This window comes from Paenibacillus jepli (genome assembly GCF_047238105.1).
Classification (GTDB): domain Bacteria; phylum Bacillota; class Bacilli; order Paenibacillales; family Paenibacillaceae; genus Paenibacillus_D.
The window spans coordinates 7,235,335-7,251,697 of sequence record NZ_JBDFMD010000001.1 but is presented as its reverse complement, the minus strand read 5'-3'; the positions used below and the strand labels follow the sequence as shown (position 1 = coordinate 7,251,697).

The following is a 16,363-nucleotide window of genomic DNA, read 5'->3' as shown; positions in this document are numbered from 1 at the left end:
AGTGATAACGATGAGCCGGATTCCAGTTTTTATTCTTAGCGGGTTTTTGGGAAGCGGAAAGACCACCCTGCTCTTAAGACTGCTTCATGAGGCAGAGCAACGCCAGCTGAAAGCGGCTGTGCTCATGAATGAACTGGGCAAGTTCGATGTCGACGGCGGCTTGATCCGCAATGATATTCCAGAGCGATCGCTGGAGAAATTATTGGATGGTTGTATTTGCTGCAGTAAAAAGTCAGAGGTCGTAAATTCCCTGCGAAAGCTGATCGACCAGCAACCGGACGTCCTGTTCATTGAACTCACCGGTGTGGCGAATCCGGAAGAGGTGGTTGATGCGTTGACGGAGCCCTTCTTGCTGAACCGGGTCGAGCTGAGACAAATCATCACCGTGCTGGATTCCGAAGGCGTGCTGGATTACAATAGTTTCTTTAATACCGACCTGGCACTCAAGCATACGCTCCGTCGCCAGATGGAGGTTGCTGACACGATCCTCATCAATAAAACGGATCTGGTCCCCTCGCCCCAGCTGCTCAAAATCGAAAAAGCGGTCAAGAAACAAAACCATGCCGCAGTCCTTTATTTTACCAAGCAAAGCGAAATGCCTATGGAAGCCCTCTTCGCAGACTTGCAATCGCTGGTTCATCCTTCTCTCGTGCGCCCCAAAAGCGGATCAGGCATGAAGGTGGTGCGCAAGCAAGCAGGCACTGCGCCGACATCTGAACCTAAGCATGGACACCACGAGCACAGCGAAGCCAAACCGGCGGCTTCATTCAGCAGAGTCCAAAGCTTGACCCTTCCCCTGCCCCAGGATCAACCGGTTACAGCTAAGCAAATCGAGCAATTCATTCATCAATGGAAGGGTCAGCTGCTCCGTGCCAAAGGTTATGCCGTGGTCTCTGACAAGCGGTCTAAGTATCAAGTCGTTCAATTCGCAGGCAAGCGGTTGTATTGGGAGGCTGCAGATGAGCCCGGGCCCTCCTATCTGGTGCTGATTGGGATAGACATGGATCAAAATCAGATAAAGCAGGCTTGGTCCAATACAATAACATAGGCTTTTAGAACACCCTTGAGGGAAAGAAACAATGGATTGGGAGTGAACGATATGTCCTCTCATGCCATAGGCGTTACTGGTAAAGGATGGCGTGATCATGTGCATCTCACGCGGCCACAGCGCAAAGGAAGCGCCGATGTCCGCATGCTCGCCCATCCCGATGCCGGCGGGGCCGGCGCCTACGATCAGACAATCATAGGTCGACATATAACACACCCTCCTACCCTCTAGGAGATCCAGAATAAGCCTTCGCGATCCAGTTCAACTTGCTCCAACTGGCATTCGAAGTCCCCGTTTGGTTTAATCCATGGCACGGTGTGCCAGCCGCCTTCCTGATTCTTGCCCTGTACACACCAGAACCCGTCTACAAAACGGAAGCGGACAATAGGGACGGAGGCCCAAAGGTGATCATCATCTGGTCGATCCTCGAACAGTGTCAGTCCTTCATGATCCCATTGATAGTGCAATCTGACGGCGTTCCGGACAGGACCGGGCACTTTTAACGCGATATATCCATCCAAGATGCGTTCAAGTCTTCTAATTGTGAATTCATCCATAACGTGATTACCAGCTGGATTTTTTGATGCCAGGGATCTGACCCTTATACGCCAGCTCGCGAAATACGATACGCGACACTTTGAATTTGCTCAGGTAGCCGTGCGGACGCCCGCTAACCTCGCATCGGCTGTGGAGCCTTGTTGGTGATGCGTCGCGGGGCAGCTTGCTTAGCCCTTCATAATCTTTGGCGTCCTTCAGTTGCTTCCTCCGTTCCGCATAACGAGCCACTGTCTCCTGCCTTTTTTTCTCTTTCACAACTTTAGATTTTTTAGCCAACTTTTATTCCTCCATTATTCGTAATCGTTACTATTATGTAATAAAATCGAATGAAAGTAAAGTGCCTAGTAAAAGATGTACAGGGCAAACGGAAGCTTTTCGCAATACAAAATACCCACGTCGCAACGTGGGTATAAAAGAAGTATATGTTATGTTCACAGTAAAGCTATCACCGTGCCGCCAATGGCGCCGGTCACAACAATGAGCCACGGCGGGAGCTTCCAGTAGACCAACATGCTGAACAATACTGCCGCAAAGGCAAAGTCGATCGGTTCTACAATCGCACTCGTCCAAATGGGCTGATAAAATGCGGAGATGAGAATGCCGACCACAGCTGCATTTACCCCCATCAATGCCCCTCTCACTTTGGGGTTGCGGCGCAAGCTATTCCAAAAAGGCAAGGTTCCAAGGATAAGCAAAAAAGCTGGCAGGAAAATAGCAATGGTTGCTACTGCGCCGCCGATCCAGCCTTTCATAACAGCTCCCAAATAGGCCGCAAACGTAAATAAGGGGCCCGGTACAGCTTGAGTTAGTCCATATCCGGCAAGAAAAGCTTCCTCGCTCACCCAGCCATTAGGTACAACTTCTCTCTCGAGCAGCGGCAAAACCACATGTCCGCCTCCAAAAACCAAAGCGCCTGACCGGTAAAAGCTATCAAACATGGCGACCCAGGATAGAGATGTCATCTCTCTTAGTACAGGAAGAAGAATAAGCAAGCCAAAAAAGAGGAGTAAACAACTGACTGCAAACCTTCGTGAGATCGGAAACGAGTGCTTCTCCTGGTAACTTTCATTGTGGTGCCTGTAAATGAGAAACCCAACCAAAGCGGACAGTAAAATAATCGTTATCTGCGAATAGGTGGTTTGCCAGAGCAAGGTGACAATCAGAGCCAGCAGGGCAATGAGTTTACGCTTGGTATCGGGTGTCAGCGTTTTCGCCATGCCTAAGATGGCATGAGCGACAATGACAACAGCGACGATCTTTAAGCCGTGAATCCAACCTGCATTGGTGATATCAAAGCCTTGCACAATGAGCGCAAACAGAATCAAGGCGATGACAGAGGGTAAAGTGAATCCCAAAAAGGAGACGATTCCGCCTAGTACGCCAGCGCGAAAGACGCCAATACCGATCCCGACTTGACTGCTTGCAGGGCCCGGGAGAAATTGACCTAGTGCGACCAAATCCGCATAGCTTTCGTCATCCATCCACTTTCTTCTCTTGACATATTCTTCGCGAAAGTAACCCAAGTGTGCCACGGGACCGCCAAATGAGGTTAAACCCAATTTAGTGGATACGGCGAGGATCTCAAGTAAATCTCTTGGCCGTGAACGCTTTGTTTTGATAATGTCTTCATGAGACATACACGTTTTCTCCTCCCTATACATCGGGAACTTCTATAATCGTTAAAAAGAGGACGCGCAATCAACGCAGTCGCCCTCTCACCCGCTATTTTTCGAATAACTTCTTCAATGCTTCCCGTTGAGGTTCGCGTATCTGAATGACAGGCCGGATTTCTTTGGCCATGCGTTCTGCTTCTTCAATGGAAGAGGCCGCCCCCAGTGCAATGAGTGTACCAATTGATACGGCTCCAGTCCTTCCCTTGCCGCCGCCACAATGAAAGGCGACCTTCTTGCCTTCGCGATAAGCCGTCACTACCTGATTAATTGCCTCTTGAAACAAGTCTTCTTGCGGTGTTTCCGCGTTGTCGCCAATCCCCACCTTGATCCACGCGGCATCTGTTTCCGGATAGGCGCATTCGGTTGCCTCTTCACGAAGATCGACAATAACTTCAACCTGTTCCTCCGAAACCATAGCTTTCACGTCGGCCGCGCCACCCATGAAAATCCGATCCTCGATTAGTGCGTGATAAGTCTTCATCGAAAAACTCCTTTACTTCTTCTGAAATGAGGTGAATTCAACAGCTACAGGAGCTGCAGGGGGAGCACAACAAAGCGACAGGTCACGAGGATCCCCTGCTGACTCAAACTCCGAATCTTCTCTAGTGCAGAAGATTTCCCATGCATTTCCATCTGGATCATAGACCCACACTTTGTCTTGCACAGCATAACAGCACGTCGTGTTCATCTCATCAATAGTCAATAGTTCAGATTGCCGGAGACGTTCTCCCATCGCCAGAACTTCTTCGGTCGTATTCACTTGAAAACCCAAGTGGTTTAATACGCCATGCTTCTCGAATGGTCTGACATTCAATGAGAAATGCAACGCCGGTTCATCCAACTCAAACTTGGCATAGTTATCTTTCACCTTTACAGGTTCTACGCCAAAGAAATTTCGATAAAAGGTGAGTGACTTTTCCAAATTCGTACAATTTACTGCCACATGCATGCGTTGAATCATAAGCTCGTTCCCTCCTTATTCTCCCTCAGCGGCGAAACGCTGGATCCGCGCATCGATCTGATCCCGGACGCGCTGGAACACTGCCCACTTTTCCTCTTCCGTGCCGGTTGCTTTTGCCGGGTCGTCGAAGCCCCAGTGATATCGCGTCACATGCGGAGGGGTCATCGGACATTTGTCGTTTGCATCGCCACAAAGCGTAATGACAACATCGGCTTTATTCAAAATCTCCGGATCAATGATATCCGATGTTTGCTTGCTGATGTCAATGCCCTTCTCAGCCATTGCTTTAACAGCTTTTGGGTTTAAGCCATGGGCTTCGATCCCTGCACTATAAACGTCGTAGTCTTCACCAAGGTGTTGATGTCCAAAGCCTTCTGCCATCTGACTGCGACACGAATTACCGGTGCAAAGGAAGTAAACGATTTTTTTATTCATGTGAATATCTCCTCTTCAATATAATTTAACCCACGATCCAAAGCCATATCGACAAGGCAGTTAAGGTAATGAACAAGGTCGGTACGGTTAGGATAACACCGACTCTAAAGTAATACCCCCATGTGATTTTCACGCCTTTGCGTGAGAGCACATGCAGCCATAACAGGGTAGCTAAAGATCCGATCGGCGTGATCTTGGGTCCGAGATCCGAGCCAATGACATTGGCATAGATCAAGGCTTCCCGGATGATGCCCTCTGTGCCTGTCCCTTGGATGGCCAGTGCGTTGATCATCACCGTAGGCATATTGTTCATGAAGGAAGAGAGCACAGCCGCAATAAAACCCATGCCGATCGTCGTCACATACAGACCCTGGTCTGCGACTTGTTCGATGACCCTCCCTAGCTGATCGGTGAGCCCTACATTGCGCAAGCCGTAGACGACAACGTACATGCCGATAGAAAACACAACGACAGACCAAGGGGCGTCCTTGATAATCTTGGTGGTAGCCACTGCCTTGCTCCCCCGGGCTGCGACGATGAAAAGAATCGCGACGACCATGGCAACGATCGAGACGGGGACGTGAATGAATTCACTGACGAGATAGGCTACCAATAATACCGCTAGAATGATCCAGGATAAGCGGAAGAGCCGGTGATCTTTGATGGCTTCCCGAGGCACCCGCAGATGCTGGACATCATAATTTTTCGGAATGCTTTTACGGAAGAAAAGATATAACACGATAATACTAGCCGCGATTGAGAACAGATTCGGAACAAACATGCGCGTCGCATATTGCACAAAACCAATGCCAAAGTAATCGGCGGACACGATATTGACCAGGTTACTGACAATGAGCGGCAATGATGCCGTGTCGGCGATGAATCCGCTAGCCATAATGAACGGTAGAATCATCCGTTCGTCGAACTTCAGCGCTCTTACCATGGATAGCACGATTGGCGTCAAGATGAGTGCTGCTCCGTCGTTGGCAAAGAATGCTGCAACCAATGCGCCAAGCAGAATAACATAAATAAACATCAGCGTGCCATTGCCTCGGGCCAGCCTGGCCATATGCAGAGCGGACCACTCAAAGAAACCAATCTCGTCGAGAATAAGTGAGATCAGAATGATGGCTACAAAGGCCAGTGTTGCATTCCAAACAATCAATGTCACATCCTGGACATCACTGAAGCTTACGACACCAAAGAGCAGCGCAAGCACAGCCCCGCCAGCAGCTGACCAGCCGATGTTCAACCCTTTTGGCTGCCAGATGACAAAAATCAACGTTACAACAAACAATACCGACGCAATGATTAACATAGGTCCTCCTTAACGGCTAACAGCTCTCTGTCTTAAATTGCATAGCTAGGTGCTTCATCGATGGAACGTCGTTCAGAATGTCGGAGATATACGGCTTGTTATCCCGGTTCATGGCATAGTAAATCCACTGCCCGCGCCGCGTCTCATGAACCAGATTGCCTGTCTTCAGCTTTCGCAAATGCTGACTGATATTGGGCTGTGTAGACGCCAGCGCAGCTGCAATATCACATACACACATCTCTTTTTCTTTGAGCAGAGCCAGGATCATCAATCGCGTTTTGTCAGATAACAGCTTCATTTCTTCAGCTACTGCGGCATACGTGTGCATGGCCTCCATCCTCCCATCCGATTGGATTCCGTCTCAACCTAGTATCATTATACCTATATAATCATATAAGTAAAGGATTATATATTAATCAAATTTAAAGATTTTGTATAGTCAGTTTGTACCCGACTCGCGGCAAGGTATCGATTTGAATAAAGGGTTTCGCCAGCTTTATTTTTTTGCGCAGTCCAGCAATGATCCTTTCGATCTTTACCGTATCCACCGTGTCACCGAACAGTTCTTGTCGCAGCTGCATGCGAGTAAGGGGCACACCGGGATGCTGCAAAAAAAGAAGCAACAGCTGGCATTCCAACGCACTTAATGAAATACTGTTCTCATGAATGACAAGCTCCAGCCGCTGGGGATAGAGCGTTAGAAAGCTAAACTGATAAGCCGCTTCTTCCGGCTCCACCGTCATTGGACGAAGCTGATATGCCAGGGTGCGGCGCAGGATTGCATCGATGCGTGAGAGCAGCTCGCCATAACCAAATGGTTTGCGGACGACATCATCGGCACCCTTGTAAAACGCTTCGGCAATATCCTGATCCCGAATCATAGCTGTCAAAATAATAATCGGTGTTGTTGCATCCGTGCTTCTCATCGGGATCAGGGGCGTAAAATCCGGGTTATCGTGCACATCCAGAATAATCATATCAAATGACTGATGTTGATGGATCTGGAACAACATCGCTTCCGTTGAAACCGTTGAAATCTGGTATCCGGTTTGCCGGAAGCGATAGCTGAGCAAATTTGCAACTGTCTTGTCTGGTTCATACAAAAGCAACCGATACGACATAGGATCCCCTTCTTGGTCAGGAATTGAGATCAGGGCGCTTGCCTTCTACCAGATAGACGACCTGCTCTCCGATATTCGTCGCATGATCTGCGATGCGCTCCAGATACCGGCCAATAAAGCTCAAGAGCATGGCTTGATTCGAATCCTCGGGATGCTTCGACATGTAGGCGAAGAGCTCTTGTAATATCTGACTGTACAGCGAATCGACACGATCATCATCCTGGGCCATCTTGTAGGCCAGTTGAATATTCTCGGTCAAGTATGCCTGGATGGCCTCATGGATCATGACGCCAGTGATCTCAGCCATACGAGGAATATCGACCAGTGGTTTGATGAGCTGCTGCTTATTGATCCGGACGACAACTTTGGCGATATCAACTGCAAGATCGGCCATCCGTTCCAGGTCGCTTGATATTTTGAGGGCTACAATGATCCTTCGCAAATCCTTGGCGACCGGCTGCTGAGTGGCAATTAATCGAATGCCCCACTCGACGATTTCGTCTTCCATGCGATTCAGCTCCGCATCGAAATCGATGATCCTGCGGGCAGCATCAAGATCCTGCTGTACCAGCGCAGAGACCGCTTTATGCAATGCGGCTTCGGTTTCGTCGCCCATCGCCTTTAGCCGGCCCTGCAGCTCATTCAGGGCTGTGGAGAATTCTTTGCGTGTCGTCATATTTATTCTTCCTCTCTAAGATCGTACTGATTAGCCGAACCGGCCGGAGATATAGTCCTCTGTGCGCTGATCCCGCGGATTGGAGAACAGCTTCTCCGTTTCTGCGTACTCCACAACTTCGCCATTGAGGAAGTAAGCTGTTTCGTTGGATACGCGTGCCGCTTGATGCATATTATGAGTCACCATTACGATGGTATAATTCTTTTTCAGCTGCTGAGCGAGCTCTTCGATCTTCAAGGTTGATACAGGATCCAGCGCCGAAGTTGCTTCGTCCATCAAGAGAATATCCGGATTGACCGCAAGCGCACGAGCGATGCACAGACGCTGCTGCTGGCCGCCGGAGAGCGATAACGCGGAACGCTTCAAGTGATCTTTGACTTCATTCCAGAGGGCGGCGCCGCGCAGGCTTTTTTCTACGATCTCGTCGAGCTCGCTTTTCTTCCGCATGCCATGGATTTTGGGGCCATAGGCGATATTATCATAGATACTTTTAGGAAATGGATTGGGCTGTTGAAAGACCATCCCCACTTTTTTGCGCAGCGTCTCTACATCAACATCGCCCTTGTAGATGTCCACGCCCGAGATTTGCACAGAACCGTCGATCCGCACGCCTGGCGTCATATCATTCATGCGATTGAGTGTACGAAGCAGAGTCGATTTGCCGCAGCCGGACGGGCCGATAAACGCCGTGATGGATTTCTCGCGAATGGGCAGCTTCACCTTTTTCAAGGCATGGAAATCCCCGTAATACAAGTCCAGTTCATTTACATCAATAAGGGTAGTCATAACGGCCTCCGCGTTAATTTTTTTTCTGGTATTTGTTCCGGATCAATACAGCTGAGAGATTCATCAGGATCAGCAGGGCCAGAAGGACGATGATCCCTGCGGCAGCCAGCTGATGGAAATCCGCTTGGGGTCTGGACACCCAGTTGTAGATTTGAATCGGCATGACTGTAAACTGATCCAGCGGATTGTCAGGCAGAAACGCTACAAATGTCAGCGCGCCGATCATAATCAATGGCGCTGTCTCGCCAATCGCTCTGGACAAGGCCAAAATAATGCCGGTCAAAATGCCAGGAATGGCAGAAGGCAGGACGGCTTTTTGTACGGTCTGCCACTTATTGGCGCCCAGCGCGAAGGATGCATCGCGGCGGGATCTCGGGATCGCCCGGATCGCCTCTTGAGCAGAGACGATAATGATCGGGAGGACAAGCAAGGACATCGTGAGGGCACCTGCCAAAATACTTCTCCCCATAGCCAGGACTTCAAATCCGCCTGCTCTCACAAACAAAGTGAGTCCCAGCATGCCATACACTATCGACGGTACGCCAGCTAGCGTACTGATATTGACTTGCACCAGCCGAGTCAGCTTATTCTTTGGTGCATACTCCTCCAGATAAATAGCGGCCCCTACGCCGAATATCAAAGAAATCGGAGCCATAAGAGCGACCATGTAGCCCGTGCCTACGATTGCGGAGAGGATCCCTGCCTCAGCCGGGCGTCTGGATGGATAGTTCGTAAAAAATTGCGGCGACAAAGCTCCGAGCCCATCGACCAGCACATCAACGATCAGCGCAGTCAGACAGACGATGCCAAACGAGGTGCTCGCGAGAAAGATAAGATGCAGATAAAGGTCCGTACGTCTTCTGGATCGATTCAACGCTTTCTTGTCGTCATTAAACATCATCTAATATTCCTCCCTGAAGCGTCTGGCAACATACTGGGCCAATAGATTCAAGATCAGGGTGATCGCAAACAGGGTGAGTCCGACTGCAAAAATCGACCCGTATTCGATCGACCCGTGCGGCGTATCCCCCAAGCTGACTTGTACGATATAGGCGGTCATCGTCTGAATGCTCTCCAGTGGATTGCCTGTCAGCTTGGGTGTCGATCCGGCCGCTACGGTTACGATCATCGTCTCCCCTATCGCCCGTGAGAAAGCCAATACAAAGGAGGCTACAATCCCGGATAAAGCTGCAGGCACGATAATCTTGAGCGCGACCTCCAACCGGGTGGATCCTAGCGCATAAGCCCCGTCTCTCAGCGATCTTGGAACGGCGAGCATTGCATCTTCGCTCAAGGAAGCGATCATCGGGATGATCATGATGCCGACCACGATACCTGCACTGAGCGCATTGAAGATGGAAACGTTCATGCCGAACAGGGTTCCAAACACCTCTTGGATAAGCGGTGTGACAAAGCTGAGGGCAAAATAGCCATATACAATCGTTGGCACCCCAGCCAGCACTTCCAGAATCGGTTTGACAATTTTTCGTACGCGGCTGGGGGCATATTCGCTCAGATAGATCGCACTGGCCAGTCCGATCGGCATCGCCACCAGGCAGGCGATCACGGTAATCATCAAGGTGCCTGCCAAGAGCGGCAGCACGCCAAATGCTTTCGGGGCGATCAAGGGGGCCCATTTGGTACCGGTGAAAAATTCCACGACAGATACAGTACCAAAAAAAGCAATCGTTTCGGTCAACAAGGTATAGACAATGCCGATTGTCGTCAGCACCGAGATAATCGCGCACAAAAAGAGCAGTTTTGGCATGAGCCAATTCATGGGCTGGCCGCTTTTATTTTTGAACGGCGATGTTCCCACAGGCGCATGCGAAGGTTTAGGCGAGTTGTTAGGCTCAGTCTTCAAAGTATTCTACGCTCCTCACGGCTAAGCTGAATCTCAAGGCAAAGGTCCCCCAAGAGAACGAGGGACCCATCTTGCGTGTGTAAGTTTTATTCACTCTGTTACAACATGCTTATTGCAGCTTAGCCTTTTCTTCAGCCAGCATGTCCTCTGGCAGCGGGATATAGCCTACCTCAGCGGCAAGCTCATTGGTATTGTCCATGAAGTATTTTGCGAAGGTTTCTACTTCCGGACGCTCCTCATAAGCGCTTTTCTTGACGTAAATGAAGAGCGGGCGACCGAGCGGGTTATAGCTTTGATCCATCACCGTTTCTTCCGAAGGAAGCACAGCATTGCCTTCTTTGTTGACAATTGCGACATCTCTCAGCTTGTCTTGATTTTCTTCGTAGTAGGCCAGTCCGAAGTAGCCAATACCATTTTTGCTTCCCGCCACGCCTTGAACCAATACATTGTCATCTTCGCTGAACGAAATCTGGCTGTCATTGCGGCTTTCCTGGGACTTGCCATTGATTACTTCCGTGAAGTAATCGAATGTTCCGGAATCCGCCCCTGGTACGAACATTTCGATTCTCTCGCTTGGCCATTCCGGACGAACATCGGACCAATTGACTACGGTGCTGTCCGGTTTGAAGATGGCGTTCAGCTCTTCTACGGTAAAATGATCCACCCAGTCATTTGCAGGGTTAAGCACAACAGAAATACCGTCATAGGTTGCTTTCAACTCGATAAATTCAACGCCTGCGGCCTCACATGCTTCAGCCTCTTCAGCCTTGATCGGACGGGAGGCATTGCTGATATCCGTTTCGCCAGCGCAGAACCGTTTGAACCCGCCCCCGGTTCCAGATACGCCTACCGGCACCCGGACATCTTTATATTCTTTGCTGAATTCTTCGGCAACGGCTTCCATTAATGGGAAAACGGTACTGGAACCATCGATTTCAATCTGCCCGCTCATACTCGGTGTTTCTTCGACTGGCGGTTGGTTTGTTGTCTCATTTTGCACATTGGATGGCCCCTGCGCAGCACCAGTGTTGCCACCTTCATTTGAAGTACCTGATCCACAAGCTGCTGTTACGGATACTGCTGCGATTAATAACCCGACCCCTACTGCTTTTTTAAACACATTACCCACTCCCCATATTGTTATATAATTAAGTCACAATGCGATCATAAGTCTTATATGTTTGGGGAATGTTAAATTTCCAATGCACTTTTGTAAATTCTTTGCGGGTTATTTAAGGCTTGATTCTTTAATTGATATATAATAATATAATTATGTATTAATTAAGATAATGCCTGAAAGGTGGTATCAGCCATGAGGTATAACGTTCTATTGGTTGAAGATAACCCATCCTTCGTATCATTAATCGAGTACTTGTTTGAACAAGAGGGAAGCTATCGGCTTGATGTTGCTTCATCAGAAGAAGATGGTTACCGCAAGCTGACGGAGCGAGGATATGATCTGATCATTATGAACATATGGATAGGCGGAGAACGGGTTGGATTGGAGTTGTTAAGAGCTCTTCGGTCTCGTACTCTGCGTGTGCCTGTATTGATCCTCTCCGCCTGTGACCAGGAATCGACGATCATCGAGGGGCTGGCCGCAGGAGCCGATGACTACCTGGCCAAGCCGTTTGGTGTGAGAGAGTTCCTTGCGCGGACTTCCAACCTCCTTACACGAGCCGGCAACTTCAAAAGATTGAAGCAGGATTCCAATGGCGAAGCAGGGGGAGTTATTGTCCGCCCTGAACTGCCGGCGATTGAAATCACAGGCGAGACGGCCCCGTTACGGCCAAAGGAGTACGAATTGTTCCTCAATCTTGCCAGTCAACCGGGCACGATCGTGTCGAGAGAGCACCTGATACGCAAAGTTTGGGGGAACGATTATTCAGGCGGGCAAAGCACTGTAGATGTTCATATCAGCACCTTACGGCGGCGGCTGGAGCGATTCAAAGAAAAGATTCGCATCGAGTCCATTCGCGGCAAAGGCTATCGCTATGTCTGCAATGGATCCTGGTGTCAATTGAGAAGTGAAAGCAGCTAGTCGCAAACGGTAGCGGCTAATTGTTGATCCAGCCACTCCACCTTATCGGATTGGGAAGGGAGGCTCTCCAGGACGTCCATGACATAGGGCTTATCTTGAACGTTAAGGGAGTAATACACCCACTTGCCCCGCCGGTATTCGTTCAGCAGCCCGCCGGTTTTCATTTTTCTCAAATGCTGGCTAATGCTAGGCTGTGACATCTGCATGATATCGACAAGATTGCAGACACAAAGCTCTCGCTCCTTCAGCAGCCCCAAAATGGTTAATCGTGACTTGTCGCCCAGCAGTTTAAATGTTTCAGCCATTGTATCTATAGTATCCATATGGAGGACCTCCATGTATTATATAATTATATTCTTTAATTATAATATAAACTCTTCTAAAGATCTAATGCTCTACAACATAGAAATCTCAAGCTGTGCAAGTCGTGAGGGCCTGGAAATTAAGTCGACCTCCGCGATTTTCCCGTCCCTTAACGTGAATTGAATCACATAAAGCAACTTCCCTCCCGGTGCTGTAACAGCTCCAATCCTTCCGCCTACAAGTGCAACCTGAGCCGGTTTGGCACGTCCCGCTACTTTCTTGGCCAACGCAATAGCTCCCTTGGTCTCAATTATGGTGCCACGTTCGCGGTCATCTCGAAGCACCACTTCCGGATCCAAGGCCTTTACCAGCTCCTCTAAATCCCCTTTGTATGCTGCAGCCAGGAAAGCGTCCACCAGCGTTCGCTGACGTCCCAAATCAGCATGGGTATGCTCTTCTCTTCCTCTCACCTTTTGGCGTGCCCGGCTTGCAAGCTTTCTAGTGGCAAGCTCAGATTTCCCTATAATCGGTGCCAGTTCACGGAAAGGCATAGCAAAGATGTCATGCAGCACGAAGGCAATGCGCTCCGGCGGGTTCAGCTTGCTTAGTACCATGAGCAGGGCAACCCCGACAGAATCGGCCATAAGCGTCTCGTGTTCGGGATTGGACCGATCCTCTATATTCGCAAGCAACAGTTCGTCTAAAAATTCCTCGCGTCTGGCTTTTTTCGACCGTAGCATGTCGAGGCATATTCGTGAAACGACAGTGGTCAGCCACCCTCCTGCATTATCGATCTGGCTTCGATCTGAACGATGAAGTCGCAGCCACGCTTCTTGTACAGCATCCTCCGCTTCTGTCCTTGAGCCGAGCATACGATAAGCCACAGCCAGCAAATGATTCCGGTGCGATTCGAATTGTTCTTCCATACAAATGCATTCTCCTATCTTTACTGTTACACACATAGCTTCCCTACTATACTGACGAACGGAAATCAATCGAGGTGACAATTGTCCCAAAATCGTGATTTGTCACACTTCCCCCCTCCTCTACGTCATTTCAGTGAGAAGCAAAATAGAAGGCTTCTAAATCAACTTAACTACAAAGGAGAGCGTTTCTTATGCAACCATCCAGAATGAGCAACCCTATTATGAGTTTGCCGGAAGTGGGCCAATCTTTGCAATACTTAGGCAAAGCGATATTTGCGTCAGCAGAAAAAAATGCTTTGCCGGCCCGCACCTTATTCCTTGCTTACCTGCGCGCCAGCCAAATCAATGGTGATAGCGTCTGCGTGGATCTGCATTCCCGTAATGCGATAAACGCAGGAGAATCAGCGGAACGGCTCTTCGTTGTATCCGCGTGGCGTGAGGCGTCAAACTTCACCGATGCGGAACGCGCAGCCCTGGCACTTAGCGAATCGATGACCTGTCTTCACGGCTCGACCGACCCGGTACCGGACCACGTGTATCAAGAGGCCTCCCGTCACTATGATGAAGACGCGCTGGCTACACTCATTATAGGGATTGCTACGGTCAATTTGTATAACCGGATCAATAGTTCTACACGACAACAGGTGGACGTCTCGGCCACTCGTGATTAACGAGGCAGTCAACCCGCAAACTGAGTTGATCCTCTCTGGTCTCCCATGTTGGTGAACGCGTTCAGCCCGCTTCCTTTAATTTAACGGAAGCGGGCTGATGGCATTCAGCCGTTTTTAAAGCTTTTTCAGTTCATGTAATATAATTTCCGAATCCAGCCGTTGCATAAAGTCTGGATTCACATAGGCGGAGCGGATGATGGCGGATTCGTCGATCATAAAGGTCGAAGGAATCGGCAGGATCCAGCGGTTCATCGCGTTGTATTCCGCCAGATCCATGCCCGCTTGTTTCATCATGTCCTGGATGTAATCCGGGACGTCGTATAGGATGTTATAGAAAGCGGCCACGAGACCGTTGGCATCGCTCAGAACCTGGAAGGTCAGTTCTTCTTTCTCCTGCTGGGAAAGCGTATTGTCGGGACTTTGCGGACTGACCGCAATCAATTGGCCCCCCAAGGCTTGGATATCCGGCAGGATCTTCTGATAAGCCTTAAGCTGTGTATTGCAGAACGGGCACCAGCCGCCGCGGTAGAAAGTCAGGACTACAGGTCCTTTGGACAGTTCATCATAGAGGTGAACCGATTCATCTAATGCATTTTTAAGGGTGAAATCCCTGGCCTTCTCTCCCTCCTGTCGTCCGTATATGATACCGGATTCCTGCTGCTCTCGGATCTGACGGAACATGGCCGTTTGAATCTCCATAGGGGTATGTGCGTTAAATGCTTGTTTTGCTTCCTCTAATGCTTGTGTTAATGACATATTGTGCCCCTCTCTTTATCCCTCGGCAGACAGCTTGACTGGCTTAGTGAAAGCCACGGTTCGCGCTTGCCGTCTCAGATGGATCATTTGTGCTGTCATGCCAACAATAAGAATAACAAGAAGACTGCCTTGAGCGCCGAGGAGAATCGGCGAGTTCAGATCGGTAACGATAGGATTGCCGTTAGGGACACGGGTTAGAATCTCGGTGACCGTCGGCGTCATCAGCAGAAATGCAGTCAGGCTGAGAAAGATGGTTTCGAGATACTTGCCTGCCCGCCCAATTCCTTTCATAAGTCCGATCCCGTACCCGGCGAGCAGCAGCAGGATCGTTGCTGTGCCAATGGCAAGGCTGACCGTCTGCTTGGCGATAGGGAATACTGTCACAGCGCCGACCAGCATCGAGATGAAGTATACGACACCGGCCTTTGACCGCGGCACAATGCGTCCGTGGCGTACAAACATATAAACAGCCAATGGAATGGCAGGGACGCTGCTCAGCGTATGGACCCAGCCTAGAGGTGAAATGCCAAACATACATGACTCCTTCCGGTCTTTAAAGACAAGTTATCTGTACTGCTCCGATAAATACTTAGCCTCCTATTGTGATGAGATAATGCAAGGTGTTAGACAGGGCGCGGAGCGAGTCGCTCCAGGAGCGGGCGTGTCACGAAGCCGAATATCTTCGGATCGCCATAGGCCCGCGCCGATAGCATCGCCCCGTGAACCGTCGCCATGAACGCTTCGGCCTCCGCATGAGGGGGACTCTTCAGTTGAACTTGCCCTTGCCGCTCGCCGCGCTCCAACACCGAGGTCAACCATGCAGACAAGGATTGAAAATGCGCCCGGACCTCTAGAACAACTTCCTCGGGCAGGTCGGGGATCTGGCTGGCCAACAGCGCGCAGATACAGAACGGAGCGCTGGCATCCATGATGCAGGCTTCCCAATAGCCTGTGTAGCGTTGAAGCTGTTCGAGGGGTTCGGGTGTTTGAAGCTCGAGGTTCGCCATTCCCGACTTAGCTTCTTCCCGGTACCGTGCAACCAGTGTGGTGACCAGGTCGACTTTGTTCGGGAAATGGTGATGAATGCTCGCCTTTCGAATCCCCACGACTTTAGCGATATCGGCATAGCTAAAACCGTTATAGCCGCCAGAGATGATCAGGGAACGCGCACAAGCCAGAATGTCATTAGCGGTATGTGATGTATTTTTCATATCTTTATTCTACCT

Annotated in this window: 22 protein-coding genes and 1 pseudogene; 3 read left to right on the top strand and 20 right to left on the bottom strand. The window is 49.9% G+C overall.

The genetic code is table 11. The annotated features are described in order from the left end of the window. The first annotated feature begins 10 nt into the window (after positions 1-10). Entirely contained in the window at positions 11-1,048 is a 1,038-nt protein-coding gene (locus ABC336_RS31185; protein ID WP_413242380.1) for a CobW family GTP-binding protein, read from the top strand. A gap of 60 nt (positions 1,049-1,108) precedes the next feature. Here ABC336_RS31185 and ABC336_RS31180 read toward each other — a convergent pair. The 15 genes and pseudogenes from ABC336_RS31180 to ABC336_RS31110 form a co-directional block, all read right to left on the bottom strand. After that, a pseudogene (locus ABC336_RS31180) lies at positions 1,109-1,255 on the bottom strand (NAD(P)/FAD-dependent oxidoreductase); the annotation flags it as partial. A gap of 20 nt (positions 1,256-1,275) precedes the next feature. Continuing rightward, entirely contained in the window at positions 1,276-1,605 is a 330-nt protein-coding gene (locus ABC336_RS31175; RefSeq protein WP_413242379.1) for a DUF3024 domain-containing protein, read from the bottom strand. 7 nt (positions 1,606-1,612) lie between these two features. After that, positions 1,613-1,882, bottom strand: coding sequence for a 30S ribosomal protein S14 (rpsN, locus tag ABC336_RS31170; protein WP_413242378.1), 270 nt, complete (start codon positions 1,880-1,882; stop codon positions 1,613-1,615). Positions 1,883-2,037: 155 nt separating this feature from the next. After that, positions 2,038-3,243: a chromate transporter gene (locus ABC336_RS31165; protein ID WP_413242377.1), complete on the bottom strand. Its 1,206-nt coding sequence runs from the start codon at positions 3,241-3,243 to the stop codon at positions 2,038-2,040. A gap of 85 nt (positions 3,244-3,328) precedes the next feature. Continuing rightward, a complete protein-coding gene (locus tag ABC336_RS31160) occupies positions 3,329-3,760 on the bottom strand; it encodes a protein-tyrosine phosphatase family protein (protein WP_413242376.1) in 432 nt (143 codons plus the stop codon). A 12-nt stretch (positions 3,761-3,772) separates the two neighbouring features. After that, positions 3,773-4,237, bottom strand: coding sequence for an ArsI/CadI family heavy metal resistance metalloenzyme (locus ABC336_RS31155; protein WP_413242658.1), 465 nt, complete (start codon positions 4,235-4,237; stop codon positions 3,773-3,775). Positions 4,238-4,255: 18 nt separating this feature from the next. Next, positions 4,256-4,675 (bottom strand): arsenate reductase (thioredoxin), encoded by a 420-nt coding sequence (arsC, locus tag ABC336_RS31150; RefSeq protein ID WP_413242375.1) that lies wholly within the window; start codon positions 4,673-4,675, stop codon positions 4,256-4,258. Positions 4,676-4,700: 25 nt separating this feature from the next. Next, entirely contained in the window at positions 4,701-5,993 is a 1,293-nt protein-coding gene (locus ABC336_RS31145; RefSeq protein ID WP_413242374.1) for an arsenic transporter, read from the bottom strand. Between the two features lie 16 nt (positions 5,994-6,009). After that, positions 6,010-6,321 (bottom strand): ArsR/SmtB family transcription factor, encoded by a 312-nt coding sequence (locus tag ABC336_RS31140; protein ID WP_413242373.1) that lies wholly within the window; start codon positions 6,319-6,321, stop codon positions 6,010-6,012. Positions 6,322-6,415: 94 nt separating this feature from the next. After that, the gene (locus ABC336_RS31135; protein ID WP_413242372.1) at positions 6,416-7,114 is read right to left on the bottom strand and encodes a response regulator transcription factor; all 699 of its coding nucleotides are present in this window, start codon (positions 7,112-7,114) and stop codon (positions 6,416-6,418) included. Between the two features lie 16 nt (positions 7,115-7,130). Then, a complete protein-coding gene (gene phoU, locus ABC336_RS31130) occupies positions 7,131-7,790 on the bottom strand; it encodes a phosphate signaling complex protein PhoU (protein WP_413242371.1) in 660 nt (219 codons plus the stop codon). A 30-nt stretch (positions 7,791-7,820) separates the two neighbouring features. Then, the gene (gene pstB / locus ABC336_RS31125; protein ID WP_413242370.1) at positions 7,821-8,576 is read right to left on the bottom strand and encodes a phosphate ABC transporter ATP-binding protein PstB; all 756 of its coding nucleotides are present in this window, start codon (positions 8,574-8,576) and stop codon (positions 7,821-7,823) included. Between the two features lie 13 nt (positions 8,577-8,589). Next, positions 8,590-9,477, bottom strand: a complete 888-nt coding sequence (gene pstA / locus ABC336_RS31120) for a phosphate ABC transporter permease PstA (protein ID WP_413242369.1) — start codon at positions 9,475-9,477, stop codon at positions 8,590-8,592. Further along, complete coding sequence (gene pstC, locus ABC336_RS31115) at positions 9,478-10,356, bottom strand: phosphate ABC transporter permease subunit PstC (protein WP_413242657.1); 879 nt, start codon at positions 10,354-10,356, stop codon at positions 9,478-9,480. 193 nt (positions 10,357-10,549) lie between these two features. Then, the gene (locus tag ABC336_RS31110; protein ID WP_413242368.1) at positions 10,550-11,560 is read right to left on the bottom strand and encodes a PstS family phosphate ABC transporter substrate-binding protein; all 1,011 of its coding nucleotides are present in this window, start codon (positions 11,558-11,560) and stop codon (positions 10,550-10,552) included. A 192-nt stretch (positions 11,561-11,752) separates the two neighbouring features. On the opposite strand from ABC336_RS31110, the gene ABC336_RS31105 reads away from it, so the two are divergent. Then, the gene (locus ABC336_RS31105) at positions 11,753-12,481 is read left to right on the top strand and encodes a response regulator transcription factor (RefSeq protein ID WP_413242367.1); all 729 of its coding nucleotides are present in this window, start codon (positions 11,753-11,755) and stop codon (positions 12,479-12,481) included. Here ABC336_RS31105 and ABC336_RS31100 read toward each other — a convergent pair. Then, positions 12,478-12,804: an ArsR/SmtB family transcription factor gene (locus ABC336_RS31100; RefSeq protein WP_413242366.1), complete on the bottom strand. Its 327-nt coding sequence runs from the start codon at positions 12,802-12,804 to the stop codon at positions 12,478-12,480. The genes ABC336_RS31105 and ABC336_RS31100 overlap by 4 nt on opposite strands. 72 nt (positions 12,805-12,876) lie before the next feature. Continuing rightward, the gene (locus ABC336_RS31095) at positions 12,877-13,710 is read right to left on the bottom strand and encodes a sigma-70 family RNA polymerase sigma factor (RefSeq protein WP_413242365.1); all 834 of its coding nucleotides are present in this window, start codon (positions 13,708-13,710) and stop codon (positions 12,877-12,879) included. A gap of 191 nt (positions 13,711-13,901) precedes the next feature. Between ABC336_RS31095 and ABC336_RS31090 the strand changes: the two genes are divergently transcribed. Further along, positions 13,902-14,381, top strand: a complete 480-nt coding sequence (locus ABC336_RS31090) for a carboxymuconolactone decarboxylase family protein (protein WP_413242364.1) — start codon at positions 13,902-13,904, stop codon at positions 14,379-14,381. A gap of 114 nt (positions 14,382-14,495) precedes the next feature. Here the strand turns inward: ABC336_RS31090 and ABC336_RS31085 are convergent, their stop codons facing one another. The 3 genes from ABC336_RS31085 to ABC336_RS31075 form a co-directional block, all read right to left on the bottom strand. Further along, positions 14,496-15,137, bottom strand: coding sequence for a peroxiredoxin-like family protein (locus ABC336_RS31085; protein WP_413242363.1), 642 nt, complete (start codon positions 15,135-15,137; stop codon positions 14,496-14,498). Positions 15,138-15,152: 15 nt separating this feature from the next. After that, positions 15,153-15,671 carry a hypothetical protein gene (locus ABC336_RS31080; protein ID WP_413242362.1) on the bottom strand — a complete coding sequence of 173 codons (519 nt, stop codon included), beginning with the start codon at positions 15,669-15,671 and terminating at the stop codon, positions 15,153-15,155. 89 nt (positions 15,672-15,760) lie between these two features. After that, positions 15,761-16,348 carry a TetR/AcrR family transcriptional regulator gene (locus ABC336_RS31075; RefSeq protein WP_413242361.1) on the bottom strand — a complete coding sequence of 196 codons (588 nt, stop codon included), beginning with the start codon at positions 16,346-16,348 and terminating at the stop codon, positions 15,761-15,763. Between the last annotated feature and the right edge of the window lie 15 nt (positions 16,349-16,363).

Bases quoted from the DNA above. Each gene is read 5' to 3' on its own strand.
- ABC336_RS31185 (WP_413242380.1), top strand. From the start codon at position 11: ATGAGCCGGATTCCAGTTTTTATTCTTAGCGGGTTTTTGGGAAGCGGA.
- ABC336_RS31175 (WP_413242379.1), bottom strand. From the start codon at position 1,605: ATGGATGAATTCACAATTAGAAGACTTGAACGCATCTTGGATGGATAT.
- ABC336_RS31165 (WP_413242377.1), bottom strand. From the start codon at position 3,243: ATGTCTCATGAAGACATTATCAAAACAAAGCGTTCACGGCCAAGAGAT.
- ABC336_RS31160 (WP_413242376.1), bottom strand. From the start codon at position 3,760: ATGAAGACTTATCACGCACTAATCGAGGATCGGATTTTCATGGGTGGC.
- arsC (WP_413242375.1), bottom strand. From the start codon at position 4,675: ATGAATAAAAAAATCGTTTACTTCCTTTGCACCGGTAATTCGTGTCGC.
- ABC336_RS31145 (WP_413242374.1), bottom strand. From the start codon at position 5,993: ATGTTAATCATTGCGTCGGTATTGTTTGTTGTAACGTTGATTTTTGTC.
- ABC336_RS31140 (WP_413242373.1), bottom strand. From the start codon at position 6,321: ATGCACACGTATGCCGCAGTAGCTGAAGAAATGAAGCTGTTATCTGAC.
- ABC336_RS31135 (WP_413242372.1), bottom strand. From the start codon at position 7,114: ATGTCGTATCGGTTGCTTTTGTATGAACCAGACAAGACAGTTGCAAAT.
- phoU (WP_413242371.1), bottom strand. From the start codon at position 7,790: ATGACGACACGCAAAGAATTCTCCACAGCCCTGAATGAGCTGCAGGGC.
- pstB (WP_413242370.1), bottom strand. From the start codon at position 8,576: ATGACTACCCTTATTGATGTAAATGAACTGGACTTGTATTACGGGGAT.
- pstA (WP_413242369.1), bottom strand. From the start codon at position 9,477: ATGATGTTTAATGACGACAAGAAAGCGTTGAATCGATCCAGAAGACGT.
- pstC (WP_413242657.1), bottom strand. From the start codon at position 10,356: ATGAATTGGCTCATGCCAAAACTGCTCTTTTTGTGCGCGATTATCTCG.
- ABC336_RS31105 (WP_413242367.1), top strand. From the start codon at position 11,753: ATGAGGTATAACGTTCTATTGGTTGAAGATAACCCATCCTTCGTATCA.
- ABC336_RS31100 (WP_413242366.1), bottom strand. From the start codon at position 12,804: ATGGATACTATAGATACAATGGCTGAAACATTTAAACTGCTGGGCGAC.
- ABC336_RS31095 (WP_413242365.1), bottom strand. From the start codon at position 13,710: ATGGAAGAACAATTCGAATCGCACCGGAATCATTTGCTGGCTGTGGCT.
- ABC336_RS31090 (WP_413242364.1), top strand. From the start codon at position 13,902: ATGCAACCATCCAGAATGAGCAACCCTATTATGAGTTTGCCGGAAGTG.
- ABC336_RS31085 (WP_413242363.1), bottom strand. From the start codon at position 15,137: ATGTCATTAACACAAGCATTAGAGGAAGCAAAACAAGCATTTAACGCA.
- ABC336_RS31080 (WP_413242362.1), bottom strand. From the start codon at position 15,671: ATGTTTGGCATTTCACCTCTAGGCTGGGTCCATACGCTGAGCAGCGTC.
- ABC336_RS31075 (WP_413242361.1), bottom strand. From the start codon at position 16,348: ATGAAAAATACATCACATACCGCTAATGACATTCTGGCTTGTGCGCGT.